This window comes from Terriglobia bacterium (assembly GCA_032252755.1).
Lineage (GTDB): Bacteria > Acidobacteriota > Terriglobia > Terriglobales > Acidobacteriaceae > JAVUPY01.
In genome coordinates this window covers 99,017-125,969 of record JAVUPY010000094.1, presented here as the reverse complement: position 1 = coordinate 125,969, position 26,953 = coordinate 99,017, and the positions used below count along the sequence as shown (strand labels likewise).

At 57.8% G+C, this 26,953-nt stretch carries 20 protein-coding genes; 12 read left to right on the top strand and 8 right to left on the bottom strand.

What is annotated here, in order from left to right; all coding sequences use genetic code 11:
- A partial coding sequence (locus ROO76_23835; protein MDT8071199.1) for a protein kinase occupies positions 1-1,367 on the bottom strand: 1,367 nt, incomplete at its 3' end.
- Positions 1,368-1,559: 192 nt separating this feature from the next.
- Here ROO76_23835 and ROO76_23830 point away from each other — a divergent pair.
- On the top strand, positions 1,560-2,846 hold the full coding sequence (locus ROO76_23830; protein MDT8071198.1) for a hypothetical protein: 1,287 nt from the start codon (positions 1,560-1,562) through the stop codon (positions 2,844-2,846).
- Positions 2,847-3,276: 430 nt separating this feature from the next.
- Entirely contained in the window at positions 3,277-3,504 is a 228-nt protein-coding gene (locus ROO76_23825) for a hypothetical protein (protein ID MDT8071197.1), read from the top strand.
- Between the two features lie 429 nt (positions 3,505-3,933).
- On the opposite strand, the gene ROO76_23820 is transcribed toward ROO76_23825, so the two are convergent.
- The 3 genes from ROO76_23820 to ROO76_23810 form a co-directional block, all read right to left on the bottom strand.
- On the bottom strand, positions 3,934-5,922 hold the full coding sequence (locus tag ROO76_23820; protein MDT8071196.1) for a CocE/NonD family hydrolase: 1,989 nt from the start codon (positions 5,920-5,922) through the stop codon (positions 3,934-3,936).
- Positions 5,923-6,030: 108 nt separating this feature from the next.
- The gene (locus ROO76_23815; protein MDT8071195.1) at positions 6,031-6,606 is read right to left on the bottom strand and encodes a hypothetical protein; all 576 of its coding nucleotides are present in this window, start codon (positions 6,604-6,606) and stop codon (positions 6,031-6,033) included.
- The gene (locus ROO76_23810; GenBank protein MDT8071194.1) at positions 6,603-6,875 is read right to left on the bottom strand and encodes a hypothetical protein; all 273 of its coding nucleotides are present in this window, start codon (positions 6,873-6,875) and stop codon (positions 6,603-6,605) included. Before ROO76_23810 ends, ROO76_23815 begins: the two co-directional genes overlap by 4 nt.
- 203 nt (positions 6,876-7,078) lie before the next feature.
- On the opposite strand from ROO76_23810, the gene ROO76_23805 reads away from it, so the two are divergent.
- Complete coding sequence (locus ROO76_23805) at positions 7,079-7,612, top strand: outer membrane beta-barrel protein (protein ID MDT8071193.1); 534 nt, start codon at positions 7,079-7,081, stop codon at positions 7,610-7,612.
- A gap of 197 nt (positions 7,613-7,809) precedes the next feature.
- Here the strand turns inward: ROO76_23805 and ROO76_23800 are convergent, their stop codons facing one another.
- A complete protein-coding gene (locus tag ROO76_23800) occupies positions 7,810-11,376 on the bottom strand; it encodes a TonB-dependent receptor (protein ID MDT8071192.1) in 3,567 nt (1,188 codons plus the stop codon).
- 1,333 nt (positions 11,377-12,709) lie between these two features.
- Between ROO76_23800 and dusB the strand changes: the two genes are divergently transcribed.
- Positions 12,710-13,786, top strand: coding sequence for a tRNA dihydrouridine synthase DusB (gene dusB, locus ROO76_23795; GenBank protein MDT8071191.1), 1,077 nt, complete (start codon positions 12,710-12,712; stop codon positions 13,784-13,786).
- A gap of 125 nt (positions 13,787-13,911) precedes the next feature.
- Positions 13,912-14,295 carry a PilZ domain-containing protein gene (locus ROO76_23790; protein MDT8071190.1) on the top strand — a complete coding sequence of 128 codons (384 nt, stop codon included), beginning with the start codon at positions 13,912-13,914 and terminating at the stop codon, positions 14,293-14,295.
- Positions 14,296-14,334: 39 nt separating this feature from the next.
- Here the strand turns inward: ROO76_23790 and ROO76_23785 are convergent, their stop codons facing one another.
- Positions 14,335-15,180 carry an MBL fold metallo-hydrolase gene (locus ROO76_23785; protein MDT8071189.1) on the bottom strand — a complete coding sequence of 282 codons (846 nt, stop codon included), beginning with the start codon at positions 15,178-15,180 and terminating at the stop codon, positions 14,335-14,337.
- Positions 15,181-15,242: 62 nt separating this feature from the next.
- Here ROO76_23785 and mnmE point away from each other — a divergent pair, with 62 nt between their 5' ends.
- The 6 genes from mnmE to ligA all read left to right on the top strand — a co-directional run bounded on the left by mnmE (position 15,243) and on the right by ligA (position 23,238).
- On the top strand, positions 15,243-16,643 hold the full coding sequence (gene mnmE / locus ROO76_23780; GenBank protein ID MDT8071188.1) for a tRNA uridine-5-carboxymethylaminomethyl(34) synthesis GTPase MnmE: 1,401 nt from the start codon (positions 15,243-15,245) through the stop codon (positions 16,641-16,643).
- Positions 16,644-16,950: 307 nt separating this feature from the next.
- Positions 16,951-18,186, top strand: a complete 1,236-nt coding sequence (locus ROO76_23775) for a type II toxin-antitoxin system HipA family toxin (GenBank protein ID MDT8071187.1) — start codon at positions 16,951-16,953, stop codon at positions 18,184-18,186.
- A gap of 118 nt (positions 18,187-18,304) precedes the next feature.
- On the top strand, positions 18,305-18,910 hold the full coding sequence (locus ROO76_23770) for a hypothetical protein (protein MDT8071186.1): 606 nt from the start codon (positions 18,305-18,307) through the stop codon (positions 18,908-18,910).
- 168 nt (positions 18,911-19,078) lie between these two features.
- Positions 19,079-20,293 carry an aryl-sulfate sulfotransferase gene (locus tag ROO76_23765; GenBank protein ID MDT8071185.1) on the top strand — a complete coding sequence of 405 codons (1,215 nt, stop codon included), beginning with the start codon at positions 19,079-19,081 and terminating at the stop codon, positions 20,291-20,293.
- Between the two features lie 78 nt (positions 20,294-20,371).
- A complete protein-coding gene (locus ROO76_23760) occupies positions 20,372-21,067 on the top strand; it encodes an amino acid racemase (protein MDT8071184.1) in 696 nt (231 codons plus the stop codon).
- Between the two features lie 65 nt (positions 21,068-21,132).
- Positions 21,133-23,238: an NAD-dependent DNA ligase LigA gene (ligA, locus tag ROO76_23755; GenBank protein MDT8071183.1), complete on the top strand. Its 2,106-nt coding sequence runs from the start codon at positions 21,133-21,135 to the stop codon at positions 23,236-23,238.
- Between the two features lie 142 nt (positions 23,239-23,380).
- Here the strand turns inward: ligA and ROO76_23750 are convergent, their stop codons facing one another.
- Positions 23,381-24,154 (bottom strand): PRC-barrel domain-containing protein, encoded by a 774-nt coding sequence (locus ROO76_23750; GenBank protein ID MDT8071182.1) that lies wholly within the window; start codon positions 24,152-24,154, stop codon positions 23,381-23,383.
- 169 nt (positions 24,155-24,323) lie between these two features.
- Here ROO76_23750 and ROO76_23745 point away from each other — a divergent pair, with 169 nt between their 5' ends.
- Positions 24,324-25,670, top strand: a complete 1,347-nt coding sequence (locus ROO76_23745; protein ID MDT8071181.1) for an amidohydrolase family protein — start codon at positions 24,324-24,326, stop codon at positions 25,668-25,670.
- A gap of 80 nt (positions 25,671-25,750) precedes the next feature.
- Here the strand turns inward: ROO76_23745 and ROO76_23740 are convergent, their stop codons facing one another.
- The gene (locus tag ROO76_23740) at positions 25,751-26,950 is read right to left on the bottom strand and encodes an aminotransferase class V-fold PLP-dependent enzyme (GenBank protein ID MDT8071180.1); all 1,200 of its coding nucleotides are present in this window, start codon (positions 26,948-26,950) and stop codon (positions 25,751-25,753) included.
- Positions 26,951-26,953 lie beyond the last annotated feature (3 nt).

The following is a 26,953-nucleotide window of genomic DNA, read 5'->3' as shown; positions in this document are numbered from 1 at the left end:
GTGCCGCGGCTTCCCCATGTGCCCCAATAAAAACGCGCTTGGCAGAGATCGGTTACGGTTTGTGTGCTGAGCACAATCGTCTTCAACCTGCCGAACGAAAAAAAGCCAATGGCGCGGCTATCCGGAGACCAGAACGGACTGCGTGCCTCCTCGGTTCCGGGCAACGCAGTGCTCGCGCCGGAATTGAGATGTCGGATCCAGAGCTGGGTTCCGCTGGCGCCTGGCTTGCGAGCCACATACGCCAAGTCCCTGCCGTCCGGGGAAAGCGCAAACTGTTCGGACACTTGACCGCCTGACGCGCGATCCACAACGTCTGCCGCGTAAATGTCCAGTTCGGATTGCACCACCTGGACCGCCTTATGCGCGTCCCGCCATCGTTCGTAGCCCAGCCATCCGGCTGCGAAGACCAAGATGGTCAAGGCGGCGAGTAGTAGCATTTCTCTGGTGCGATTCACGCTTCCGATATTGTTCGTCGCGCGTATGGGAACAGACCTGAGTTGCAGGTTTACGTCATGCGAGCAGGCAAAACGCTCATCGGGGTTCTTGGCCAGGCAAGTAGAAATGATTTGCGCCAGCACGGGCGGAACATTCGGATTTTCAGAAGTGATCGGCTCGATTTCTTTTTCCAGGATCGCCGTCGCGACCGAAAGTTGTGACTTTCCCTCGAACGCCCGTCGTCCCGTGACCATCTCGTACAGCACACACCCGAAGCTGAAGATGTCGCTGCGTGCATCCGCTTCTGCGCCCTGCAAGACCTCCGGTGCCATGTACTGGAAGGTGCCGACAATGGCTCCCTTTTGCGTCAGCGGCGATGCCGGCGCTGACAGGGCCTGCAAACTCATCGTTGGAGTGCTTGGACTGATCGCACCTGTGGCACCGGTGGCGAGGGCGAGTGCGGGCTTCGCCAGCCCAAAATCCATCAGCTTGGCGCCGGACCTCGTCAGCATGATGTTCGCCGGCTTCAGGTCGCGATGTATGATCCCGGCGTGGTGGGCCTTATCGAGCGCTTCGGCTATGTCGGAGGCGAGTTCGAGCGCTTCGTTGATCTTCAGCGGCCCCCGTATGAGCCGGTCGGCCAGTGTTTCGCCTTCCAGATGCTCCATCACCAGATAAACGATGCCTTCGTGCTCGCCAACATCGAACAGTGTGCAGACATGCGGATGATTCAGCGACGAGATCACCTTCGCTTCGCGCTCGAACCGCTGCTTCAGATCGGGATTGTCCGAGAGATTGGACGGCAGCACCTTGACCGCTACAGTTCGGTCCAGACGTGTATCGCGTGCGCAATACACTTCTCCCATGCCGCCGGCCCCGAGAGGCGACACGATTTCATAAGGACCCAGTCGAGTTCCAGCGGAAAGCCCCAATCCCCACTCCCGGAAAGAGTGGACGGATTCTACTCCAAAAGAGAACGCCGCGATGAGCCAAAACGTGCCAACCCCGGACCTCGAGTGGGTGCGATCCAGTGGAGAGAGTAATCGTAATGTTACACTTTCCGTCCGTACAAATTGGTTCTTAGCCGATTGCGTGAGCCATCCGCTATGGTGAGAAAGGCAATCATGTTCGCTCGTAAAGGACTTCTGATAACCCTGTTGTTTGTGTCGCTCGTGGCCGCTCTCGCGCAAACCGTTCCGCAACCAAGCCGATACTTGTACGTCTGGGCGAGGTCCGCAGACACAAGCCAGCCGGATTTTCTCGCGGTCGTGGATGCTTCGCCTTCTTCCCCAACATATGGCAAGGTGCTTAGCAGCGTCTCGACCGGCGTTCCGGTGAACCTTGCGCACCACACCGATTACGAAATGCCGGCGGGAGGAATTCTATTTGCCAATGATTATTCGTCCGGCCTGACGTTCCGCTTCGATCTGCACAATCCGCTTGCGCCTAAGCTGTTAGGAATTTTCGGCAATGCCGGACCTTATTCACATCCCCACTCATTTGCTCATCTCGCGAACGGTCACGTACTGGCAACCTACCAGATGAAAGGATTTATGAATAAAATGCCGGGAGCGCTGGTCGAATTAGACGGCAACGGCAAGCTAGTGCGTTACAGTGACGCTGCTGATCCGGCGGTTGACAGTTTTATCCGTCCTTACAGCCTGGCGGTGGTCCCTGCGCTCGACCGGGTGGTGACGTCGAGCACCGACATGTATGGCGCCGGTACAAGTCACGTATTGCAGGTGTGGCGATTATCGGACCTGAAGCGCATCAAGACCATCCGGCTGCCGATAGGACCGGGTAGAGTCGACGGAACGAGCGCAGCGGAACCACGTGTCTTGCAGGATGGCAAAACGGTGCTGGTCGAAGCGGAAAACTGCGGCCTCTATCGCATCGTGGGGCTCGGAAGCGATAACCCATCAGTTGAACTGGTCTATGACGCCGGCGTCGGCACAGCTTGCGGGGTTCCTGCGGTCGCCGGACATTTTTGGATCGAGACATTAAGCCACGGCAAACCGCAAATGCCGCTGATCAACCTGGGAGGGGGCGGCGATGCCGGTCATTCCATGGGACCACAGGAAGGCAAGGAGTCTCATGCGGTGGTAGCGCTCGACGTCTGCGATCCGGCAAAGCCAGTGGAGGTCGGGAGGGTGGATCTGGGTCCTCAGGACTATCCGCATTGGCTTTCTGTAGACTCCACCGGTAAGCGCGTCGTGCTTACTGGCTTTGAAAACCTGCAGAACCAGGTGGTGATCATCAACATTGGCGACAAAGGCGAACTCACCATAGATTCCCACTTTCATGACGCCCAGTCTGGTGCCGAAGCTGGCATTCGATTTGCCAGAGAACGCTGGCCGCATGGCGGAACAGGAGCGGCCGTGCCACATGGTGCAGTATTTAGCGGCAACTGAGCCTGCCAGTCCTCGTTAACAATAAATTGCGCAACTGTACCCCGTTGATACTTTCCTGCGGCAACAAACACCGCGACATTACCACGGGCTGGCACAAGTGATGGTTGAAGGAGGGTCAAAGTTGCAAGGCAGTTCGCCGCCAGCGACCTGTCTTGCAACTCATCCTCACCGCACCTGGGCAAGTCATAATGGGCAGTGGTCGGCGATTCGGAGGCTAATGAGGATAATGAATCGCAGTCCGTTGGACTCGCCCAATCCACTCTCGTGAAGGTCCTTTTAGTTATTCCGCTTGAGCAGGAACGCTCGGCACTTATCGCCTGAAGGCCACGATCGCCTGTACCTGTCCCAAATCGCGGAGTCGCTTCGGCAACAAGCCGATTCAACTCCTATGTCGCCGGAAAAAATCGGTCACACTTTGAAGCAGCTCGGGATGCGTTCGCATCGCCTGAGCAGCATCGGGCGCGGCCTCATGCTCCTGCCTCCAACTGTGGAACAGCTGCACCGCCTGGCGCGATCTTTTGAGGTCCTCGAGCCCGCACCCGACCGCTGCGAGGCATGCCGCAATCTCGCCCCATCGGCCGACGGTGCATGCCGGAATGTCGGTGATGTCGGTTTGTCGGATCCTGCGCAATCGGAAACCGCAACGGAGCCGGCCTAATGTTCCCACCGAGGTATGCGACATCAGCGCGATCGCCACCCATTTCCGCCGAGGCTGGAGTGGCGGGATTCACCGCGTAACCGGCATGTCGGAATGTCGGTGATGTCGGTTTCGCAAGGACGAACAAGCCTAACGGCCGTGTCGGAATGCCGGTTCTGTCGGATTTTCGCATGGATACAGGTCGGGATGACCGGTACCCGTTACAGCTCGCAGGTTTGCGGGTTCTGCTGTGTTGACAACCTTCGGAGTGTGAACTCCCGTTCCGGCAAAGTCCGGGCTAATGTTGCTCATTGACAACTGAATAATTAAAGATAGGCGCCGAAGGCAGAACTGCGGCTGGCTCCGAACCATAAGAAAGGATCCGAGCCAGCCGCAGGAATCGTTTTAGATGGGCTGTCGACCGGTGGCGCAGCCCACCGCTTCCGCCCGTCACTTCTCGAGAACCCCCACCACCACCCCGGATGGACTTGCCTGGTCGTGATACACGCGTTCCGTGGCCTTCTTGAAATCCGACAACTTGGCGTTGGGGATATCGGTGAAGGTCTGCGGATTGACGTCGGCCAGCGGGAACCACGAGCTTTGCACCTGGATCATGATGCGGTGCCCGCGCCGGAACGTGTGATTGATGTCGGGCATGTCGAAGTTCACGGCCTCAACCTTGCCCGGTTTCATCGGCTCCGGATGCTCCCAGCTGTTGCGGAACTTGGCACGCATCGGTTCGCCTCGCACCAGCATTTCGTAGCCGCCCATTTTCTCCGTGGGCACTGGAACGTCGGTGAGGTGCTGCCTTTCCTGCGGATGCTGCCCGGCTGCTGGCTGCCCCGGCTCCGGGTAGTCCGTCGGAAAAACGTCGATCAGCTTCACCACGTAGTCCGAATCGGTTCCGCTGGTGGATACGAACAGGTGCGGCGAAACCGGCCCCGCAAAGGTCACGTCTTCTTCCAGCGGATCGCTCTCGTACACCAGCACGTCCGGACGCCGCGCGTACGTGCGCTGGTCAGCCACCATGTATTCCTGTTCCGTCCGCCCCAGGTCGGTATAAGGAATGAACGGCACCGGACGCAGCGGATCGCTCACGTACTCGTCGAACGACTGCTTCTCCGTGGGCCGATCGAACGACAATTTGCCGTTCGCGTGCAGGTACAGTGTCTTCTTCGCAGCGTTTTTCGGCGGCCATTCGTCGTACTTGCGCCAGACGTTGGTCCCGGTCTCGAACATGTACGCTTTAGGCAGCTTGGCATCGACGTTGCCCTTCAAATACTGCTCGAAGAACGGGAACACGATGTGCTCGCGCCAGAATTCGCCGGTCGCGGAATCGAATTGCACGCGCCCAAGGCTCGCTCCCTGGATGTACGCCCAACCGCCATGTACCCATGGCCCGACGACCAGCCCGCTCCAGGCATTCGGGCTTTGCTGCTCGATCGCGTGGAAGGTCTTGAATGGCCCGCTGAGGTCTTCGGCGTCGAACCATCCGCCGACGACCAGCACCGCGCACTTGACGCCGTGCATGTGCCGCGAGAGGTCGCGCGCCTGCCAGTAGGCGTCGTAGGTGTTGTGGTCCATCTGGTCGTTGAAGAGCCAGTTGTTGATCAGCGGTTTCAATTTCGAGGTCGGCAGATACTTCAGGAAGAAAGCGTAGCCATCGTTGGTGCCGTACTCGTAGGGCTGAAACGCACCTGCTTTCGGCGGAAGTTGCGGCTCACCACCGGTACCGGTGCAAGGCCGCGTGCTGCACGCTACAGAATCGCGCGGCTTGAACCCGCTGTAGAAGCCGAAATTTGCCGCGACCTGGAATGCTCCGCCGTGGTATCCGTCGTCGGTGAAGAACAGGTCGGTCATGGGAGCCTCGGGCGAGGCCGCCTTGATCGCCGGGTGTGAGTCGATAATGCTCGCCGAGGTGAAGAATCCCGGATACGAAATCCCCCAGATCCCGACCTTGCCGTTGTTGTTCGGAATGTTCTTCAGCAGCCACTCGACCGTGTCATACGTGTCGGTGCTCTCATCCACATCCTGGTTCGTTTGCGGATGGTCGATGTGTGGCCGCATCTCCATGAACGTACCTTCCGACATGTAGCGCCCGCGAACGTCTTGAAACACGAAGATGTATCCGGCGCGGTCGAACGACTCCGACGGGCCGAGACGCGTCCGGTAGTTGTCCTCGCCGTAAGGACCGACCGTGTACGGCGTACGTGTCATCAGGAACGGATACGGGTGCGAGGTATCCTTCGGCACATAAACGGAAGTAAACAGCCTTTTGCCGTCGCGCATGGGAATGCGGAACTCATATTTCGTGTAGTGCGCCTTTACGTCGAACGGCGGCGGAGTCGGCCGATCTTGCGCGGAGGTCATGCCGGCGAGCACGAACAACAACAGAAGCATCCCGGCCACAACGTGAGACACACGTCGAAACGCGATCATGGAGGCATCCTTGGCTTGAGAGGACTTGGGAAACTGGACAGGGTATCACTACTCACCTCGCGGCGCGAATATTCGCGGCGAATGCCTTACCGGTTCTGAACATTCGGTTTACCTGGAACCTTCTCGCACCAGCCACGCATTGATCTGCTCTTGCCATTCCGGTCCCCAGCCGCGATCGTGTTCCGCCAGTTGCCGGACATGCTTATTGGCGCCTGCGCTCAGTGCCGTCCGGTCGTACTCCACCGCAACGTTCGTCTTCTCTCCCTCGGGCGTCAAACGGATCGTGATCACCGTGACCAGGGTGTCGGGAATCACGTAAACGTATTGCACCCGCCCGGCTTTGAGATCGAACTCCGTGTTCACCCATGGCACCCGATACGGTCCGTGCGCGACGGTAAAGACCATCCCCTCTTGGTCGGCCGTCGGGTTGGGAAAAACAAAATGTGGATTCCATCCCGGCGCCCACACCCGCTCGCGGTCTGCGCCCATCAGCGGCGCAACCTTTTCCATCGGACCGTTTGCGACGAACTCGAACTTCGCCTCCGTATGTTCAATCGGATCCTCCGACCGCCTGGCGAAGTGCTGGTGAAAGTGAGCCACAACGTCGATCCCCGCCACCCTCGGCACCACGATCGCGGCCACACCGACAAACAGTCCTAACGCAAACCCGCCTGCACCTTTCATTCCGCCGTCTCCTTCGAATGGTGGGTATTGCTCTCCTTCAGGTGATGGCTGTCGCTCGCGCGCAACTCGAGTCCGTAAATCCGCTTCAGCTCCGCAATCTGCCCCAGCGTTGGTCTCGAGAACGGTGCCTTCCCTTCAAAGGCGTGCAACACGATGCCCTCCAGCAGGTCGCCCAGCGTAAGATCCTTCAGCTCCGCCAGCGCCTTCAGCACCTTGAGCAGCCGCTTTTCCAGCCGAACCCCCGTCTGTACCCGCTCGATTTCGATCATGTCCTTCCTCACATTTAGTGTACCTATGTACCTAGGTACTTTTCAAGTCGAAGAAAAATCGAGGGTTTATTACTCCGTAATATTCCCGAGCACCAAGGTGAGTACCCGTCCGTGCTTTGACGGAAACCCTTACTGGACGCATGATTTCATTGACGGCACATTCGTGTTGCCGAATCTTTGCTTCATATTTGGAGGCAATTAAGTTGCGCAAGATTACTGTAGTGGTCATGGTCATTCTGGCATCCTGCCTGTTCGCAGTCGCCCAGGACAACACCAACAAGGCCGAAGTGTTCGGCGGTTATCAGTACACCAACATTGACGACCTGGGCTCCGGCATTGGCCGTCAGAGCTTCAACGGCTGGAACGCTGCCGTGAGCGGCTATTTCAATAACAACTTCGGCATTACCGCCGACTTCTCCGGCGCCTACAAGTCCATCTCTGGCGTCGACACCAAGGTTTACACCTACATGTTTGGTCCGACGCTTCGCGTCCCCATGGATAGGGCGACCCCGTTCGTGCATGCCCTGTTTGGTGGCGGACACGCCAGTTTCACTGAAACCGGCTTCGGAAGCGCCACTAGCAATGGCTTCTCCTATGCTTTTGGCGGCGGACTTGACGTGAATGCGTCCAGCAACTTCGCCATCCGTATCGGCCAGTTCGACTATCTCGGCACACGGTTCGAAGGCACCAACTTCAAGAATTTCCGTTATTCCGCCGGTGTCGTGTTGAAGTTCTAATTGGGCCCGCGGTTCGGCCTGGTCTTTGTAGACGTAAAGATCAAAAGAAGAGCCTCTCGCTCCTGGGCGTGAGGCTTTTTCCCTTGATACAACGCTTCCGCGCCCCACCTCTGCTGCAGCCAGCGGATGTGGACTTCATTGCGACAGAAAAAAGGCGCCGGCCGAAGCCGGCGCCGAGGACTGCCCTTGCGGGCAATCTAGAACTGGAGCCGCAATCCCCACTCGAGTTGCCGTGGCGCGCCGAGTTGGAACATACCGCTACCCAAACCCGCGCGGTTCGCCTGGCCCGCGTAGTTCGTGCCAAACGCTCCGCCGGGTTGCAGCGAGGTATCCACCGCAGTGGATGAAGAGATCGCAAAATTGGCGAAGTTCAGTACGTTGAACGCAGACACGCTGGGCTCGATCACGAAGTGCTCGCCGACCTTGATTGGCCATGCGAACTTCACGTCGAGAATCTTCAACCAGTCGTTGCCCACGATTCCCTGGGCGGCGGTGGGATCGTAGGTATCCATCGTCGCTCCCAGTGCTACGAGTTGCGCTTGCGTCATCAATCCGGCGTCGATCAGGGCCTGGCCTGCCGGAGTAATGGCGTTGACGTGACTCTGGTTGTAGGCCGAGATCATGCCTGAGACTCCACTCGGACTCACTCCTCGCATGAACGAACCGAGGTTCTGGCCGGGCAGGACGTCACCCGTCGTTCCGTCACCTGTCCAATCCGTGTGGAAGATTTCACCGGGACGGGACTGGTCGGCCATTACGATCGTTCCTGGCAACGGCGAATTGAAGTGCCCAATGAAGCTCAAGAGCGGACCGTGCGGCAGATTGAACACAGTCCCGAAGGTGAACTGGTGGGTACGATCAAAGGAAGTCGGGCCGAAGAAACGCAGCGGGTTACGCTGATCCGTCGCGGTCGGCAGGAAATCCTGATCGGCCCCGAGGCTGTCGAACCGCGACAGCGAGTACGAGACCTGGATCGAAGTGTTCGGCAGGAAGCCCAGTTTCATCGACTGCTGCCGGAACGAAACCTGCAACGCGTTGTACACCGAGCGACCAATCGGGAAGAACATGCCATTCGACCCGTAGTAGTCGTTGATGCCTGCGAATGCAGCTCCCTGATCCGGCGAAAGTCCGTAGGCCTCAGCGGGGTACCCGCCCAGGTAGGTGACGCCAGAATCGAGACCCCTGTTGGCAAAGTCATCTATTGTGAGGGGCGTGGTTATGGCAGTGTCTGGGTTGGACCCACCGGGACAGCCGGCTAACCCTTGCTGTATGGATGACACGCCACAGTCAGATAGCGTCGCCGCAATCGCGTTCTGGGCCGCTGTCTTATTCAGGTACCGCGAATCACCCACGTGATTGGTGTCCACATTTACCAGGTAGTGCAAGCTGACGTTGCGGATGTAGTCCACCGACAGCACCGCGCTATTCCACAACTGCCGCTGCATTCCAACGTTCATCTGCCACGAACGCGGGCTGACGTAGTTCGGTGCGAACATGCCCGAAGCTGACAGATTTTCGCCGACATAGCTCGGGTTGGTCGTAACCCCGGCCGCTGCAACCGCCTGCTGATATTGCGCTTGCAGCGCCGCAACGTCCGCCGCCACGTTGCCAATCGGCTGACCGCAGATCTGCGTGGCAATGTCCTTTCCGGTCGGCGTCGTTGTTACAGACTGTCCACCCGGGAACGAGACCACACCCTTGGGGCAAATGTTGGCACCGTTATTGGATTCGTTGAAGAACAGTCCGGTCGGTAACCGGTAGGGCCGATCGAACAGAACGTTGTTGAAGACAGCGTTTTCCCAATACAAACCACCACCCGCACGAATCACCATCTTGCCAGTATGCGTCGGGTCCCATGCAATACCGATCGTTGGACCAAAGTTGGCGTTGGGCTGGTTTACACGCCCGCCGTACTTGCCATTGCCGAAGTTGTCCATCAGGTTTCCGCTGCACGGCGGTTGCGGATCGAAGTTCGCCGCGTTGATCGCCGAGCACGGAATCGCCGCCAGGTCAGAGTCCGTCCGCCCAGTGTCACGGTTGTAGCGAAGACCCGCTGTCAACGTGAAGTTCGGTTTGATCTTCCATGTGTCGCCGATGTACAGCGACAGGCGATGATCGTATTGACCACCTGCGGGATACCCGAACGCCGGCCGCTCCGTGTTGAAGCCCTGGCCGTTGCCCATGACTATCACCGCCGTCGGATAGTTCAACGGATTCCCTTCGCCCCCCGGGAACGGTCCCGCAGCTGCCCCGGGATCGCCACCCAGACCTTCGACGATCGGACCCAGACCTATGAACGACGCGAATCCGCCGCCCAGAATCGAGTTGAAGCTGACTCCGTAACGGATGATGTGCGAACCCCAGCTCTTGCTGCCGTCATACTTGATCTGTTCGTTCCGCTGGAACGTCGCCTGCGGCGCAAGGTCGTTAATGCCCCAGCGCACACCCGGGCTGGTGAAGGCGATGCGGCAGTCGCACTGCCACTCCGACAGCGGAGCACCCACTGCCGCCGACGCATCATTGATATGGTTCTGGAATTTCAGGTACCCGAAACGGATCGAGTGCGTCCAGCTCCCGGTCGTGAAGTCCAATCCAATGGCATGTGATGGAACATTGTCCAGGTTCGCGTAAGGCTGGTAGTTCGGCAGGTTGCTGCCGATCGCCGTTGCGTTGTCATAAGTGAACTTGTAGAACAATTTTGCCGATCCGAACAGGTTGTAGTCCAGACGTCCCGTCACCTGTTTTTCCCGGAACGGCGCCTGATAGCCGCCATCCAGGGTATCGAAAGGCGCGGTATACGTCACGGGCGCGAACAGGTGCTGCAATACGCGCTCGCCGGCAACAAAGAAGAACAGCCGATCCCTGATGATCGCGCCGCCCAGCGATCCGCCAACGTCGTTGCGCTGGAAGTAGTTGTCCTGCCCACCGGGGAAATTCGCTACTCCCGCTCGCTTATCGCGGAACAGGTAAAAACCGTCGCCGTGATAAGTATTGGTACCGCTCTTCGTCGCGATATTCACCGCGCCCGAAGATGTCAGCTCCGTCGAAAAGTCCAGCGACGACTGGCTGATCTGGAATTCCTGTACCGATTCCGCCGGCGGGTTATAAGTCGTGCTGCCCACCGTCTCATCGCTGATATCGAGTCCGTCGACCTCGATGCGTGTCGTGCGCCCCTGTCGTCCACCTACCGAAACGCCCAAGTAACCGGTTTTCGTGGGGTCGAAGTTGCTGGCGTCCTGTATCTGCACCCCCGGTTCAAGCTGCGCGGATGCCAGGAAGTTGCGTCCATTCATCGGCAGGTTTTCGATCTGCCGGCTCGTGAGCACTCCCTGCACCGTAGCCTGTTCCGTGTTCACCTGCGCCACGCCGGCTTGTACTTCCACCGTCTGGTTCGATCCGGCAACCCCCATTTTCAGATTTCCGGAGGCAATGTTTCCGATGGAAACGACCGTGTTCAGCTCCGACGTCGCGAAACCCGACTTCTCCGCGCGCACCTTGTAGTTGCCTGGAGACAGCGGACCTGAGTTATACGCGCCCGAAGATGTCGTGGTCAGCGTCTTCTTCTGGCCCGTATCAACGTTCGTGATGGTGACTGTGGCGCTCGGTACTACCGCGCCGGAAGGATCTGTAATGGTTCCTGAGATTGAGCCCGCCTGGATCGTCGCCTGTCCGAACAAAGAACTTGGAACGAGCAGGAAAACGGTAACAAGCAGGCACGCAAAGAGTGAAAAGCGCCTAAACACGAGGGAGTGTCTAGAGGTCATTCCTTTCCTCCAGGTTTCAGGCCGTGATGTGATCGCAACGAGAGCTGCGCGGACAGCCGACGCGAACGGAGAGAAGGGAGTGTGGCTGCCCGGTCTTGATCCCCACACTGCCAATTCTTGGGGTGAAGAATGGCACGAAGTTGGCCAAAGAACTCGTCGACAACTTCTTGAAAACTAGTTACTTAAGAGTAACACTATCGTGCAACTCTGGAGTGGTATCCGAAAAGTCGTAGGACCGCCACCGAAGAGGCGCGCCAATACGTGCCCGTTCGGCCCGCTTTCGCGACGTAAGGTGTACAACCTAAGTGCTTACGTTTACAGATGTTTACAAATGTTAGTAGAAGACGAGAACCGGGGCTGCAAAACCGCTGTCACTCTGAATATTAGATTTACGTTATGACTGGGTTCGTATTTACTATTTCATAATCAGCGACTCTGGATCGCTCCCCCATCGTGCCCCGATTGCGCATTTTGCCAGGTAGGACTTTTTCTGCAACCGAGCACGTGCCCCTCGATGCAGGCCCAGCCGCCCTCAGTCCGGGTCCCCACGAACTCTGTTCCGGAGGTGATCGCTTGGCACGGCGAGCGAAAGCTCGCCTCATTTTTCTGAGGAGGATTCTCGCTTGCCCTAATCTCCCGCAAGGGCCGAAACTGAGACGAAACTCGCGGCTTCTGCTTCCGCGGCATCGATCAGGTGCAATCGCTTCGAATCAATCGGGATCGGGTTGGGGCTCAGCGATGGCGCATCATCATAGGTTCTTCCGTCGAGTTCGCGCCCGTAGAGATGCTTACCTCCGCGTCCTCAGCATCATCCGCGTTAGGCCCCCGCCTTTCTCGCTTTGAGAAAATTCTTGTCAAGCCCCCGCAAATCTGGATTCCGCCGCAAATTCCTGATTCCGTTCGTAATAAAGTCTCGCCCCCGATGTCACACCACCCCACCCCAATTTGCTATTCTGAAAATAGGGAGGAAGTTGGGAGCCTTCGCTGGCGGGAGGTGCGCGACCGAGGTCGAGACTCTGGTGCAGGCGTTTCTGTCGTGGTCTCTAACTTTCGACTTTCGATTTGCGACTGCTACTTCCCCGGTGACCGCGGCCCGGCACCCGGCACCTGGTACCCGGCACCTATTTATCGGTATTTCGCCCTTTGTTTTCACAGTTTTACGACGAAAATTTCCGTAAGTGTTTGAAAACAGATATTCGCCAAAATGGGGGGTGGGGGATATTCCACCGGATTATCCCTGGAATCAGCGGTTTGCACGTGAGGTATTTGCTCCGATTGAGTCATTGCAGCCGTTGCAGTCCGATGACACGATGGCTCGATCGCACGATGAGTTATGGGTCATAAGCACTGGGACAATCCGATGGAACGTACCGCGCCGGAAGGCGCGCGCGTCCCCGCCGGCTACACCGTTGGCGGCCTGACCATCCGTCCCGCTACCGTGCTCGCCCCAATGGCCGGAGTCACCGACACCGTCTTCCGCCGCTTCATCCGCGAGATGGGTGGCTGCGGACTCATGATGACCGAGTTCACCTCCGCCGACGGCGTCCTGCGCTCGAAGGACAAGAAGGCCAAACGTTACCTCCACTTCTACGAGGACGAGCACCCCATCGCCGCGCAACTGTTCGGCTCCAACCCCGACACCCTGCGCGACGCCGCCGCGATGATCCAGGACCTCGGCTTCGACCTGGTTGACCTCAACCTCGGCTGTCCCGCCAAGAAGGTCGTGAAGTGCAACGGGGGCTCCGGGCTGCTCCGAGATCTCCCGCTCATTGGAAAAATCTTCGAAACCGTTCGCGCCGCGGTGACGATTCCCTTCACGGTGAAGTTCCGCGCCGGATGGAACGACAAGGAACTCGTCTACATCGAACTCGCGAAACTCGCCGAGCGCTGCGGACTGAACGCCATCGCCATGCACGCGCGCACCCGCGAGCAAGGTTACAGCGGAAACGCCAACTGGGACTGGATTCGCGACCTCAGGCAGGCTGTCTCGATCCCCGTCGTCGGTAACGGCGACGTCCGCTCACCCGAGGACGCCGCGGCGATGGTCGCGCACACCGGTTGCAATGCCGTAATGATCGGCCGAATGGCAGCCTCGAATCCCTGGATCTTCCGCCAGATCGAGCAGTACACCGCGACCGGAACCTACGATGTCCCAACCGAGGCCGACCGCTATGCCATGATCCGCCGCTACTTCTCCATGCTGATCCAGGAAGGCTACAAGGACGCTCCAGGAAAGATGAAGCAGTTCGCCTCCTGGTTCACCCACGGCGTCCAGAACGGAAGCCACCTGCGCAAGGTCATCTACGACGCCAGGGACGAGCACACCATCCTGAGCGAAGTCGAGCGCTTCTTCGAAGAGCGCCTCGCAAGTGCAGCACCGGAGCCGGTGGTAGTGTCCAAAGTCCTCTAACCACCGAGGCACAGCGCCACAGAGAAGGTGAATCATAAAAGCCTATATTTTGGGCTTTGGATTTCAAACCTTTGTGCCTCTGTGTCTCTGTGGTGAATTGGCTCTTTCCTTCAGCACGCACTTAAGTGATCTCCGTCACGCGGGATTTCGGCGGAATTGCCGAAGATATGCTGGTGGAAACTCCCGGTGAGCATCAGCGCAGAACTCCGCGCTACAAACTCGACCTTCGATTGAAAGTCATCTATCGCCGCAACGGACTGAACCAGTCGGCGTTGGCACGCGGACAGGACGTGAGCGAAGGCGGAATGGCAATGTTCGTCCCCCTCGACTTCCGCAAGGACGACCCCCTCGAAGTCGAGTTCACACTCCCGCAGTCGCGCCTTCCGCTGCGCCTTCACGCTGTGGTCCGCAACAGCGACGGACATCGCTACGGTCTCGAGTTCCTCGACCTCACCGACGCGCAGAAGCAGGAAATCACGCGGATGTGCGAAGCGATGGTCCGAGCCTGACCGCGGATTGCGTGGACTTTGGACGATAACTGAATCGCTCTACGAGCCCTGGGTTGGATTCGCCACGAATGCGCCCTTCTCGTCCTGCGTGACATAGATCATCGGCGTTCGCGGCTCGTGGGTGAAGATGCAGAGCCACTGCTGCGGAACCGCTTCGTCGTAGAACTTGTGGCGGTTGTCGATGCACCCGATCGGATCAAGGTCGTATCCCATTACCCAAGTCGGAGGAAGATGCGATGCGGTTGGAATCAGATCGCCGATGTAGCATGCACTCTTGCCACCGCTGCGCAGGATGACTGACTGGTGATGGTGCGTGTGTCCGGGAAGCACGCGGACAGAGATTCCCGGACAGATCTCGCGATCGCCGGAGATCAACTCCATCTGGCCGGACTCGATCAGTGGATTGTAGTTGTCGCTGATATAGCTGACGCGATCGCGTTCGTGCTGCTCCTGCGCGTGTTCCCACTCGCCGCGCTGTACGTAGTACTTCGCCCTCGGAAAGGTCGCGACCGCGCGTCCATCTTTGTAGTACGTGTTCCAGCCGCAGTGATCGAAATGAAGATGCGTATTGATGACGATATCGACTTCGTCGGGCGCGATCTTCGCCTCTTCGAGTTGGGTCAGCATCTGGGCGCGATTGCCGTAGATTCGCTGCAGCTTCTCGCTGAGCTTGTTGCCGATTCCGGTCTCGATCAGCACCGTTCGCTCGCCGGTCCGAACTACGAGCGTGTTGAGCTCCATGTGGAGGCGATTCATCTCGTCGGGCGCGAACTTCTTCTCCCACAGCACCTTCGGCACGACGCCGAACATCGCGCCGCCGTCGAGGTAATAGCCGCCATCGTTTATCAGAGTGAGTTCGAAGTCGCCAAGAGTAATTCGAAGCATAAGAGTAGTTTGTGGATCGTGAATCGTAGATCGCAAAGCGTTCGCAGAACCAATGATTATAGATGCGCAAGCGCCTTCGCCGACGCGCGCTTTACAATGGCTGCGTGCAACTGGACGACACCATCGTCGCGATCGCCACTCCGCCGGGACGGGGAGGGATTGGAGTGGTGCGCATCGCCGGATCCGAGTCGAAGGCGATGGCTTCGGGACTGGTGCGTCTCGCCGGCGGCAAGCAACTTGAGGCTGGGCGGGCACACTTCGGGGAGTTGATAGAACCGGAAACCGGAGATCGCGTTGACGAAATAGTCGCGACGTATTTTGCCAAGCCGCATTCCTATACGACCGACGATATCGTCGAGATCTCCTGCCACGGAGCGCCGGTCGTTTTGCGCCACGTCGTCGAGCTCGCATTGAAGCGCGGCGCGCGATTGGCCGAACCCGGCGAGTTCACGATGAGAGCATTCCTCAACGGCCGAATCGATCTCACGCAGGCGGAAGCGGTTCGCGACCTGATCGAGTCGCAAACGCTGTACCAGGCGAAGGTCGCGGCGCAACAGTTGGAGGGAGCGGTATCGCACCGCCTGCAACCGACGAAGGACAAGCTGATCGAGCTAATCGCGGTGATGGAAGCGGGAATCGATTTTGCCGAAGACGACGTCTCGGTGATTCCGGGAGAGCAGATCCTCGCGCGCATCGCCATAGTCCGTGAGCCGCTGGAACAACTGCTCGCGAGCTTCGATTACGGCAAGGTTGTACACGAAGGGCTCACGCTGGCAATTGTCGGTAGGCCAAATGTTGGAAAGTCCAGCCTGTTCAACCGACTGGTTGAGCGCGAACGTGCCATTGTCACGGCGACGCCGGGCACAACGCGTGACCTGGTTACTGAAACAGTCGCGATCGGCGGACTTCCGGTACGGCTGATCGATACTGCGGGGATTCGGCAGGCGCTGGACGAAGCCGAGAGCATCGGGATCCGGAAGTCGATGGAGGCGCTTGCCGATGCCGATCTCGTGCTGGTCGTGCTGGATGCTTCCCAGCCGTTGGAGGAGACGGATCGCGAGCTTTTGCGCGATCTCGGACAGCGCCCGGCAATTGCGGTTGGAAACAAGATTGACCTCGCGACCGCTGGCTCCGGCGAGATCAGTGCGCTGGCAGCAGTCTGCACATCGGCAACTTCTGGTGAAGGCATTCCGAGGCTACGCGAACTGATCCTGCAGAAGATTGGTGGCGATGGCACGCAGATCGAATCTGGTTTCTTGACGAACGTTCGCCAGCAGGACCTTGTTCAGAAGGCGCTGGCGGGACTAGACGCGGCGAGCAAGGCGGTATCCGCAAAAACACCGCATGAAATGATCCTTCTCGATCTCTACAATACGTTGCGGCCTCTGGACGAGATCACGGGAGCGACTACCGCAGACGATATCTTGAACCGAATTTTTTCCACATTCTGCATTGGAAAATGACTAATATATTATTTAACTTGACTTATAAATGTATGTTTGAATAATATGTTATGTATGATTGGGCTGAAAGAGATTGGTAAGCGCATCGCCTCTGGCCGCAAAGAGAGCAGGCTCACCCAGCTCGAGCTTGCTACCAGAGCGGGCGTCAGCCGACCGACCATTGATCTACTCGAGAACGGGCGCGCAGCGGAGATTGGGTATTCACGGCTTGCCCGGATTCTCTCTGTTCTTGGGTTGGAATTTCAGCTCCAGGCTGTTTCGCCTCAAAGGCCCACACTCGACGATCTTCTGAAAGAGGACTCTGAGAATGATTAGAGTGTGGACGGAAAATCGCACAGCAGGCGTCCTGGATCGAAACGGACAGCGCGGAAGTACATTCGTCTATGAACCAGGCGCAGACTCGGAGCGTGCTGTCTCTGTGACCATGCCTGTTCGTCTGGAGTCCTGGAATACACCACTGGGCGTGGCTCCGATTTTTGAAATGAACTTGCCGGAAGGCGCGTTGCGCGAGCGCTTGCGGTTGGCGTTCGCGAAAGCCACAGGCACATTCGATGATCTCGACTTGCTGAGTATTGTCGGTCGCTCTCAGCTTGGGCGCGTACGCTTTACCGGAATGGATGACCAACTCGATGAGGGGGTTCCTTTCCAGTCGGTCGATGAGATTCTTTCGAGCCGCAGGGGTGGTGAGCTTTATCGCTATCTGCTCGAAAAGTTTGCGACGTATTCCGGAATCAGCGGTGTGCAGCCGAAGTTTCTGGTTCGCGATGAGGGAACATTCGCCGTGAATCAAGACATGAAGCGGACGTTATCGCCGTCCTTCAGAGGCGCGACACATATCGTGAAATTCTGGGATCCAGCGGAGTTTCCGCAACTCGCGGCTAATGAATTCTTCTGCCTGAAAGCCGCGGAGCGTTGCGGCTTAACCGTGCCATCACACAGGCTTGCTGAAGACGGAAGTGCGCTGGTCATGGAGCGCTTCGACTTGCGCCCGGACGGAACGTATTGCGGCTTCGAAGATTTCTGCGTGCTCAATGCTCGTCGAACGGACGAGAAATATCGCGGCAGTTACGAAACAAACGTGATGAAGAGGTTCCAGCAATTTGCCATTTCACCCAAGGTATTGGAGGAGAGCCTCCAACTCTTCACACTCATTGCATTGAACTGTGCCATTCGCAATGGTGACGCACACTTGAAGAATTTCGGAATCGTTTACGACGATGTCATGGGAGAGGCTCATCTAGCTCCTGTCTATGACCTCGTAACTACGTCTGTCTATTTGCCGCAAGATCGCATGGCTTTGACCTTGAACGGCACGAATCAATGGCCGACTGCGAAAGACCTCATCCGCTTCGGAGAAGGGCGATCACTCGGAACAAGACGTGCGTTGGTCGAAATCCTTGAACGCGTTGGTCAGGCACTGTCAGACACCACGAGAGACGTCGAGAACCACAGCACGGAGCATCCAGAGTTCGCCTCCGTCGCACATGGAATACTGGCACAGTGGGAGCAGGGGCGAATGTCATTGCGGTTTGAAAAAAGTTAGAATGCCCAAGTCAGCTTCGCGAACCCGGACAGAATGAGACATGGTGGACAGAGAAGCACGAGAGCAACTTGCGAGCATTCTGCGTTCGTATATGAAAGAGGAGGTCACAGCGTTCCAGTTGGACGAGCGCCTCGATTCTTTTCGGCGCTTTCCGAACGACGAAACAGTGGAATTGATTGCGGCTGACCTGTGGGGCTGCTATGACGACCTAAAGGATCACAAGGTCGTCGCAACGAAAGAGACTTGGAACTACTTCAATCGCGTTTTGGTGCTACTGTCATCGGATGCAGAACTGGAACGGGGGGGGCGAAATGAATTTCGGTGGCACACCGGCCAGTTTCTCCCTGGAATTTGCCTACTCCTTGTGCTAGGGCTGTCGGTAAGAGTCGGCTTGAATCTTGAACTGCTCGAAGTCTTCATTCCGTTCGGGCTGGTATCAATGGCGATTAGTTGGATGAATCGCCGGCGCAACATTTGTAATCCCGCTCCTGAAACCTATCCATTTCCATCATTCACCTCCCTCTCAGCCGTGCGACGTCGAGCAGGATTTTCTTCAAAGATGCCATGGCACAAACCTCTGGGGAGCAGGACAATTCGACACCCACTGATTGCTGCAATGATGTGGGCACCGAGCATCGCTGCGTGGTTAGTCTTGTCCCCCATTATTCTTCTCTTTCAGAGCCTGCCCGAAAGGATGCGGAACGCTCGCCTGAAGTACAATTAGCAAATTTTCATCTCCGCCAATCTTCACGGCTTTTACACAGAAGAGGACGCGATCACAGTTACAATGACCGGGGATCGCGAAACTGACAAAGGGCTTACTTTTTTGTTCTTTTCAGAAAACCTGCTTGTCGCAATTTACCTCGAACTTTAGGACCAGAGTGGATCGAGCATGAAATTAAATATGGTGTCATTTGCGCTCGCCGCGTTGTTGGCGGTGGTTTGCATCGGTTGCGCGAATCCAGATATTCAAATCACGACCACCAGATCCAGCACTTTGACCCCTGCTAGTGGGTATGTGCTGATGTCGGCCGAGGGTTCGACGCCGGCGATCGCGACGGACCTGAACGGCAAAGTCGTGTGGAAGTACAACTTTGACACCCATTCGAATTCTTACCACCCGATTCCGATCCAGCCCTTGCCGAATGGCGATCTCATTATTGAGTCGGCAACCGGCCCCGGCATTGCTCCATGCTCTGACTGTGCGCAGTTCAATACCGTCTCGGAAATCGACGTTTCCGGAAAACTGATCTGGCAATTGACGAACCAGCAGTTAGAGGATGAGCTGACGGCCGCAGGCTACAACATAAAGCTTGGGCAAATGAGTCACGACGCGATCGGATTGCCGAACGGCCATGTGATTGTGCTCTCGAGCGACGTGAAGGACGTGGGCGGCCAGCAACTGGAGGGCTCGGTGCTCATCGACCTCGATGAGAACCATAAGCCGGTTTGGGTTTGGGACACTTTCGATCATCTGGATACGAGCCGGCATCCTTATTTCAAGCTTCCGGACTGGATTCACGGGAACGCGGTGATTTACTCCAAGGATGACGGAAACCTGATTTTCTCCTCGCGCGCGCAATCGTGGCTTATCAAGATTGATTATGAGAACGGAGCCGGCAATGGTGCGATCCTGTGGAAACTCGGCTACCAGGGCGATTTCACGCTGACGAATGGCGGCCCAGTAGATTGGTTCTACGGTCAGCATGCGCCGATTTTCCTCAGCTCGAATACAACGGGCGTGTTCCAGCTTGGTATGTTCGACAACGGTAACAGCCGAATCATGGACAGCAATGGCGCAAGATGCGGCGACAGCGGACAGCCGGCGTGCTACAGCACTGTGCCGATCTTCCAGATTGATGAGGCGAACCGCACCGCGACGGTACTATGGCGTGACAAACTCGAATTCTTCAGTTCTGCCGTGGGCAATATGCAAGTGCTGGACAATGGCGACGTCTGGTTCGATGCGGGGCGCGTAAGCGATAACAAAGCGATCATCCGGGAAGTCACAATGGATGCGAATCCACAGACGGTGCTGGAGATGCAGGTGAACCACATCGTGTATCGGGCGATACACGTGCCGGGATCAGTGCTGGGGTTGCAGTAGGGTTGAACACTGCCGCACTTTGTCCCGAGTGGTCTTGGCCCGCTTCGTGTGGCGCACTACAATCTGTAACGAATCCAGATGAACACCCTCGGCATCGTCGGCGGGCTCGGGCCCGAATCGACGGTTGATTACTATCGCTCGATCATCACGCTCTTTCGCGAGCGGACCCATAACGCCGGCTATCCGCACATCATCATTGACAGCCTCGACGTCGATGAGGGGATTCGCCTGGTTGAAACCGAGGATTGGAAGCGGCTCACCGAATACCTGGCCGAGGGCTTCCGGAGACTGGCGGCAGCGGGTGCGGATTTCGGACTAATGGCCGCGAATACTCCGCACATTGTTTTCGATGGTGTGCGACAGCACTCGTCGCTTCCCATCATCAGCATCGTTGAAGCAACGTGTAGTGAGGTTCAACGGCGCGGGCTGAAGAAGGTCGGACTGCTCGGTACCGGATTCACTATGGGCGGGCGATTCTACCCGGAAGTATTCGAACGCAGCGGCATTGGGCTTGTGCCGCCGTCGCCCGAGGAGCGGGCTTACATTCACGAGAAGTATCTTGGCGAACTTTTGCGCGGAACGTTCTTACCGGAGACCAGGGAGTGGTTGCTGGAAATCATTGCCACGCTGAAGCGGCGTGACGACGTTGAGGCGGTGGTTCTGGCGGGTACTGAATTGCCTCTAATTCTAAGAGCGGATTCCGCGTCGGGTATACCCCTGCTTGATACAACCCAGATCCATGTTCGCGCCGCAGTTGAAGCTATCCTTGCCTAGATCGCATGGGTTTTTAACCCGACCCCAACTTGTAGCAGCGCCTTGCACCTTGTACCCTTTTCCCCATGCCCGCGAAGGACGTTTCCGCACAGATAGAGAAGTTGAGAGATGAGATTCGGTATCACGAGCACCGGTATTACGTGCTCGACGATCCGGAGGTTTCGGACGCCGAATACGATCGACTGGTGAACGAGTTGAAGGCGCTCGAGGCGGCGCATCCGGCGCTGGTTACGCTGGACTCTCCGACGCAACGCGTGGGTGGCAAGCCGCGCGAGGGCTTCGTCAAGGTGCCGCATTCGTCGCCGATGCTCTCGCTGGATAACGCTTACAACGATGAGGAATTGCGGGATTGGGCCAGGCGCGTCGAGGAGTTGAGCGGGACGAAGAACGTCGAGTTCGTGTGCGAGTTGAAGCTGGATGGGTTATCGATGGCGCTGAGGTACACGGAAGATCCAACGTCGGGAAAAGACCCACGTCTGCTAAAAGCGGCAGACGTGGGGCACGGAAGGGACGGCGGAACCCGGTTTGTGCAGGCGGTGACGCGGGGAGATGGATCGACGGGAGAGGACGTTACGCTGAACCTGCGGACGGTGCGGAGTGTTCCGCTATCAATTGGAGCAAAGGCGCGGGAGAAGGTGGGGTTGCCGGCGGAGTTCGAGGTACGCGGCGAAGTGATCATGCCGACCAAGTCGTTCGAGCGCATGAATGAGGATCGCGAGCGTGCCGGTCAGTCAAAGTTCGCCAACCCTCGGAACGCGGCGGCGGGCGCGGTACGTGTGCTGGAGCCGAATATCACCGCACAGCGGAGGCTGGATTTCTATGCGTATTTTCTGCTCGCGGATGGAAAAGTGATTTTCGATCGGCAATGGGATTCGCTGGAGGCGATGGCGAAGGTCGGCTTCAAGGTCAATCCGAATCGTCGGCTGCTGAAATCGGTGGACGAAGTATGGGAGTTCATCACTAAGTTTGAGGCGCAACGGGACAATCTGCCGTACGAGATTGACGGGATTGTGGTGAAGGTCAATCGGACGGACTTGTGGCGACGGTTGGGATTCACGGGGAAGGCTCCGCGATGGGCGATTGCGTACAAATACGCGGCGCGGTCGGCGGTAACGCGGGTGGATGACATCGTGCCGCAGGTGGGGCGCACGGGCAAGCTGACACCCGTGGCGTGGCTTGCGCCGGTGAGTATCGGCGGGACGACGGTGACGCGCGCGACGCTGCATAACCAGGACGAGATTGATCGACTGGGAGTGAAGATCGGCGACTGGGTGATGGTGGAGCGCGGTGGGGACGTGATCCCGAAGGTAGTGAAGGTCGACGAGTCGAAGCCGCGTGGGCACAAGGAATTCGAGATGCCGAAGCGGTGTCCGGTATGCGGCGGACACGTCGTGCGCGCCGAAGGCGAGGCGGATCACCGGTGCGTGAACGCGAACTGTCCGGCAAAGCTGCGCGAGAGTGTCCTGCACTTTGCGTCACGCGGCGTGATGAATATCGAAGGGCTCGGCGATGTGCTTGTGAATCAACTTGCGGATAAAGGACTGGTGAAAACGGTTGCGGATATCTACGACCTCGACGAAGCCAAGCTGCTTACGCTGGAGCGCATGGGGAAGAAGTCGGCACAGAATGTGTTGGACGAGATCGAGAACTCGAAGAAGTTGCCGCTGGAACGGGTGATTTATGGCCTGGGGATCCGGTTCGTCGGCGAGCGGACGGCGCAGTTCCTGGCGGAACACTTTGGATCGATGGACGCGTTGATTGAGGTGGCGACGAAGCCGGAAGAAGAGAGCATCGCGGAGTTGCAGCAAGTGGAAGAGGTTGGGCCGCGCGTTTCGGCGGCGATACGGGAGTTCTTTGATGAGCCTAAGAATTTGCAGTTGATCGAGCGTCTGAGAAAAGCCGGGCTGCAGATGAAGGGCACGAAAAAAGAGCGTGGAACAAAATTGGCGGGAATGACCTTCGTCTTGACGGGGACTCTGGCCAAGTATTCGCGGGATGAGGCGAAGAAGCTGTTGGAAGATGCGGGCGCGAAGGTCAGCGGGTCAGTGAGTAAAAAGACGAACTACGTTGTGGCCGGGGAAGAGGCGGGGTCGAAGCTGGACAAGGCGAAAGAACTGGGCGTGAAGGTAATTGATGAGTCGGAGATGGAGAAGATGTTAGGGAAGCCGTGATCGACAGTTGGTGGCTCATGGATATACCGCTCGTCTCCAGCAGACGCGGCGGACGGGTGCACGAAATTAGCATCAGATCCACAGAACAACCCCCACCCCAGCCAACAGCCAGGATGGGGACCGTTGCTCCTTCAATTGCCGTTTATGCGGCGCGATCCTTGGCCGGGCCGCAAGACCGGCAACTGGCAGTGATGTCGACACGGTTGCGCCGGAGATTATCTTCAAAAGCACGCCACCGCTGGTTCTCCGCTGCTACGACATCATTGCTCGATGATTCGGCAAGTTCCTGGTTCACCTCGCGCTCCATCGCCTTATCTTCTTCCCATCCGGCGCGTTCGGTTCCCTGCGACGTTCCCGGCTTGCGCGTGTCCTCGGCGCGGGACGCGGTTCCCGACGGACGCATTCGAAGTTTGCCGGCTTGCGGCGCGGGGTCTGAGAACGTCGAGGCGAGGCGCTCGGGCGTGAAGTCGCCGCTGACATCGCCACGGACCGGCGGAAGTTCGTCGGGGTTCGGTGTGATCGTGTTGGGGCCGATCTCGCGATGCAGGATGCCGCCTTCCGTGGTCCAAGTATCTCGATAACGATCTTCGTAGTCTCGCCACTGGTCCGGACTGTCGTGCAGACTTCCGTCGTATTCTGGGAACGTTCGGATCTGTTCTTTCGTGAGATCCACGTAAAAATCGTCGCTGTTGATCTTGAATTGCTGGATGCGATCGGCAGGCACGAGGAATTTCTTGCTGGTCAACCAGCCGCCGGTATCGATCACCGCGTAGCGAATCTGTCCGGTGTCGTGATCGAAGATGACATCGTCGATATCGCCGAGAACTTCGTTGTCGGGGCCATGAACTTTGGCGCCACGAATGTCGTCGGTGTCTCCCTGGAATTTGTACTCGCGCAATGTTCCGAGATGAGGCATGTTGCTGCTCCTTGTCGAAAGTGAAGGCTAAAATGGTGAGATGCGTGGAAAAGCGCCCGTGAAAGCAGAGCGGCCGGGCGCCCGCGCTCGTTGTCGTTAGAGCAAGAATTATCGGTTTTTACCCGAGCACGATAGAATTCCCGCCAAATACTTTTCAGGAGTTGCAGCCATGATGAAACGGCTCGTAATTCATCTTTGTTTCCTGGTGGTGTTGTCCGGAGTTGCGCTTACCCAGAACATTGCGGACGAGGCGGCCAATGCTCCGCGACCGGTGAAGCTGGTGCCGACGCCGTCGGCCGGTCCGGTCTACATCCGTTGCGGGGCGCTATTCGACGGCAGGTCTGACCAACTCGAGCCCAATATGACCATCGTTGTGGAGCACGATCGGATCACGCGCGCCGGAAAGTTTTCACCCCCGGCAGGCGCACAAGTCATCGACCTGACAAAGCTGACGTGTCTCCCTGGCATGGTGGAGTCACACACCCACGTCTTCCTCCAGGGCGACCGCAAGCCCGGCCAGTACGATGCACAACTGCTGAAGCAATCGATAGCATACCGTGCGATCGAGGCGACAACCGCAGCGCATGCTGCGCTGGATTGGGGATTCACTACGATTCGCGACCTGGAAACCGAGGGTGCAGGCTACGCTGACGTTGACGTGCGCAATGCGATCAACCGCGGATTGATCTGGGGACCGCGCATGCAAGTGGTGGGACGCGCGATGGACGTAACCGGTTCTTATCCGCTGCAACCTGCCTACGCATGGGATGTGAAGGTGCCAATTGGCGTTCAGACTGTGGACGGAGTGGAAGGAGCGCGCAAGGCAGTGCGGGAACAGCTCTCGCATGGCACCGATTGGGTCAAGCTCTACGCCGACCGTAGCGGCAGGATTCACGACAACGTCCTGGAAACGATCCCGACTTTTACGATGGACGAATTGCGCGCGATCGTCGACGAGGCCCACCGCGAGCATCACCGGGTCGCGGCGCACGCCACTGGACTGATGGGCGTGCATGATGCGGTGGAAGCGGGCGTCGATACCATCGAGCACGGCAACTACATTGCGCCTGAGGATATGAAGACGATGGTCGCGAAAGGGATATGGTTCGTGCCCACGCCCTATGTCGCCGAATATGACGCCGAATGGCGAGCCGAGCGCGCGGGTACCCAGCCACAGGAGTCGCCGGGGCTAAAGATCGAGGAGGACACATTCAAGCGCGCGCTGCAGGCGAACGTGAAGATAGCGTTCGGGACCGATGTCGGCGCATTCGAGTGGGACATGAGTCCCGCCCGGCAACTGGTAACCATGGTGAAATGGGGTATGACGCCGGCACAGGCGCTCCATACGATAACAATCAGAGGTGCGGAATTGATGGACATGCAGAACGACATCGGAACTGTTGAGCCGGGCAAGAACGCCGATATCATCGCCGTACAGGGAAATCCGCTCACCGATATTTCGGTGATGCAGAAGATCAGCTTCGTGATGAAAGGCGGCGTGGTGTTCAAAAAATAACCACGCTCCACATATAACTTGAAAACGAGTGGTTCGGCCGAGGGCTCCCTGCTCATGGAGCCCTCTCTTACCGCTTCTATCTACGGCTTATATTCGGCTTGGTGGAGTGCTTCCTCGAAAGCTCCTAGGAAGAAATTGACGCCTTCGGTCGTGGCGAGCGGTCCCATAATGCCGATGCGGAAGACCTTGCCGGCGAGCGGACCAAAGCCCCCCATGATTTCGATTCCGTGTTTTGACAGCAGATAGCTGCGTACTTTCGCGTCGTCGACCCCGGCAGGTACGCGCGGCGTGCTGAGATTCCAAATGCGATGCTGTTCGGGCACGTGCATCCGCAGGCCGAGACTCTCGATGCCTTTTACGAACTCGCGATTGGCCGCGTGATGGCGGCTAAATCGGTTCTCCACCCCTTCTTCCTCGATTAGCGAAAGCGCTTCGTGCAATGCGTAGAAGAGAGTTGCGGACGCGGTGTGATGATAACGGTGCGCGCCTTCGTAGTACTCCAGCAGCAACGCCAAATCGAAATACCAGCTTCGATTCGGCTGCGTTCGGGCTTTAATACGTTCGACCGCCCGGGGGGACAAGCTCACCGGTGATAGTCCGGGCGGGCAGCTCAAACCTTTTTGCGTACAACTGTAAGCGACGTCGATTCCGTTCTTGTCCAACTCAACCGGCATGGCGCCGAGCGATGTAACGCAGTCGGCGATGACGATGGCAGCGACCTCGTGTGCGGCTTCGCAGATCGAGCGACTGGGTTGGAAGGCTCCGGTGGAGGTTTCCGCCTGCACGAAAGCAACGACGGAGGGCCGCTCGCGCCGGATGAAGTCGCGCGCCTCATCATCGGAGGCGATTTCGCCCCAAGGCTTCTCGAAACGTACAACATTGCCGCCATGCCGCTTCGCCATCTCGCCGATCCGGTCGGCAAAAAAACCGGCGGAGAAGAGTCCGACTTTCATCCCGGGCTCGACAAAGTTCGAAACCGCGGTCTCCATGCCGCCACTGCCGGTCGCCGAGATTGCTAGCGTGATGTCGTTCGCCGTCCCAAACACGTTGCGCAGCATGCTCTGAATCCCCTGCGAAACTTCAAAGAAATAAGGATCCATATGGCCGACAATCTGCTTCGAGAGTGCTTCGTAGACCCGCGGATGAACCTGCGACGGTCCGGGGCCATAGAGGAATCGCTTTGGGGGCTTGATCGAAAGCTTCTCCGCGTTGACGGTGGTTGGCGAGGTGATCATCCGCTGCTCCTGGTGCCGCCGCTCCTGCGATGAGGAGGCTGGCATCGG

Coding starts and splice junctions, on each gene's coding strand:
- ROO76_23815 (MDT8071195.1), bottom strand. CDS start 6,606: ATGAAAGGTGCAGGCGGGTTTGCGTTAGGACTGTTTGTCGGTGTGGCC.
- mnmE (MDT8071188.1), top strand. CDS start 15,243: ATGCGCAAGCGCCTTCGCCGACGCGCGCTTTACAATGGCTGCGTGCAA.
- ROO76_23765 (MDT8071185.1), top strand. CDS start 19,079: ATGAAATTAAATATGGTGTCATTTGCGCTCGCCGCGTTGTTGGCGGTG.
- ROO76_23760 (MDT8071184.1), top strand. CDS start 20,372: ATGAACACCCTCGGCATCGTCGGCGGGCTCGGGCCCGAATCGACGGTT.
- ROO76_23825 (MDT8071197.1), top strand. CDS start 3,277: ATGCGTTCGCATCGCCTGAGCAGCATCGGGCGCGGCCTCATGCTCCTG.
- ROO76_23810 (MDT8071194.1), bottom strand. CDS start 6,875: ATGATCGAAATCGAGCGGGTACAGACGGGGGTTCGGCTGGAAAAGCGG.
- ROO76_23745 (MDT8071181.1), top strand. CDS start 24,324: ATGATGAAACGGCTCGTAATTCATCTTTGTTTCCTGGTGGTGTTGTCC.
- ROO76_23775 (MDT8071187.1), top strand. CDS start 16,951: ATGATTAGAGTGTGGACGGAAAATCGCACAGCAGGCGTCCTGGATCGA.
- ROO76_23740 (MDT8071180.1), bottom strand. CDS start 26,950: ATGCCAGCCTCCTCATCGCAGGAGCGGCGGCACCAGGAGCAGCGGATG.
- dusB (MDT8071191.1), top strand. CDS start 12,710: ATGGGTCATAAGCACTGGGACAATCCGATGGAACGTACCGCGCCGGAA.
- ROO76_23800 (MDT8071192.1), bottom strand. CDS start 11,376: ATGACCTCTAGACACTCCCTCGTGTTTAGGCGCTTTTCACTCTTTGCG.
- ROO76_23830 (MDT8071198.1), top strand. CDS start 1,560: ATGTTCGCTCGTAAAGGACTTCTGATAACCCTGTTGTTTGTGTCGCTC.
- ROO76_23820 (MDT8071196.1), bottom strand. CDS start 5,922: ATGATCGCGTTTCGACGTGTGTCTCACGTTGTGGCCGGGATGCTTCTG.
- ligA (MDT8071183.1), top strand. CDS start 21,133: ATGCCCGCGAAGGACGTTTCCGCACAGATAGAGAAGTTGAGAGATGAG.
- ROO76_23750 (MDT8071182.1), bottom strand. CDS start 24,154: ATGCCTCATCTCGGAACATTGCGCGAGTACAAATTCCAGGGAGACACC.
- ROO76_23785 (MDT8071189.1), bottom strand. CDS start 15,180: ATGCTTCGAATTACTCTTGGCGACTTCGAACTCACTCTGATAAACGAT.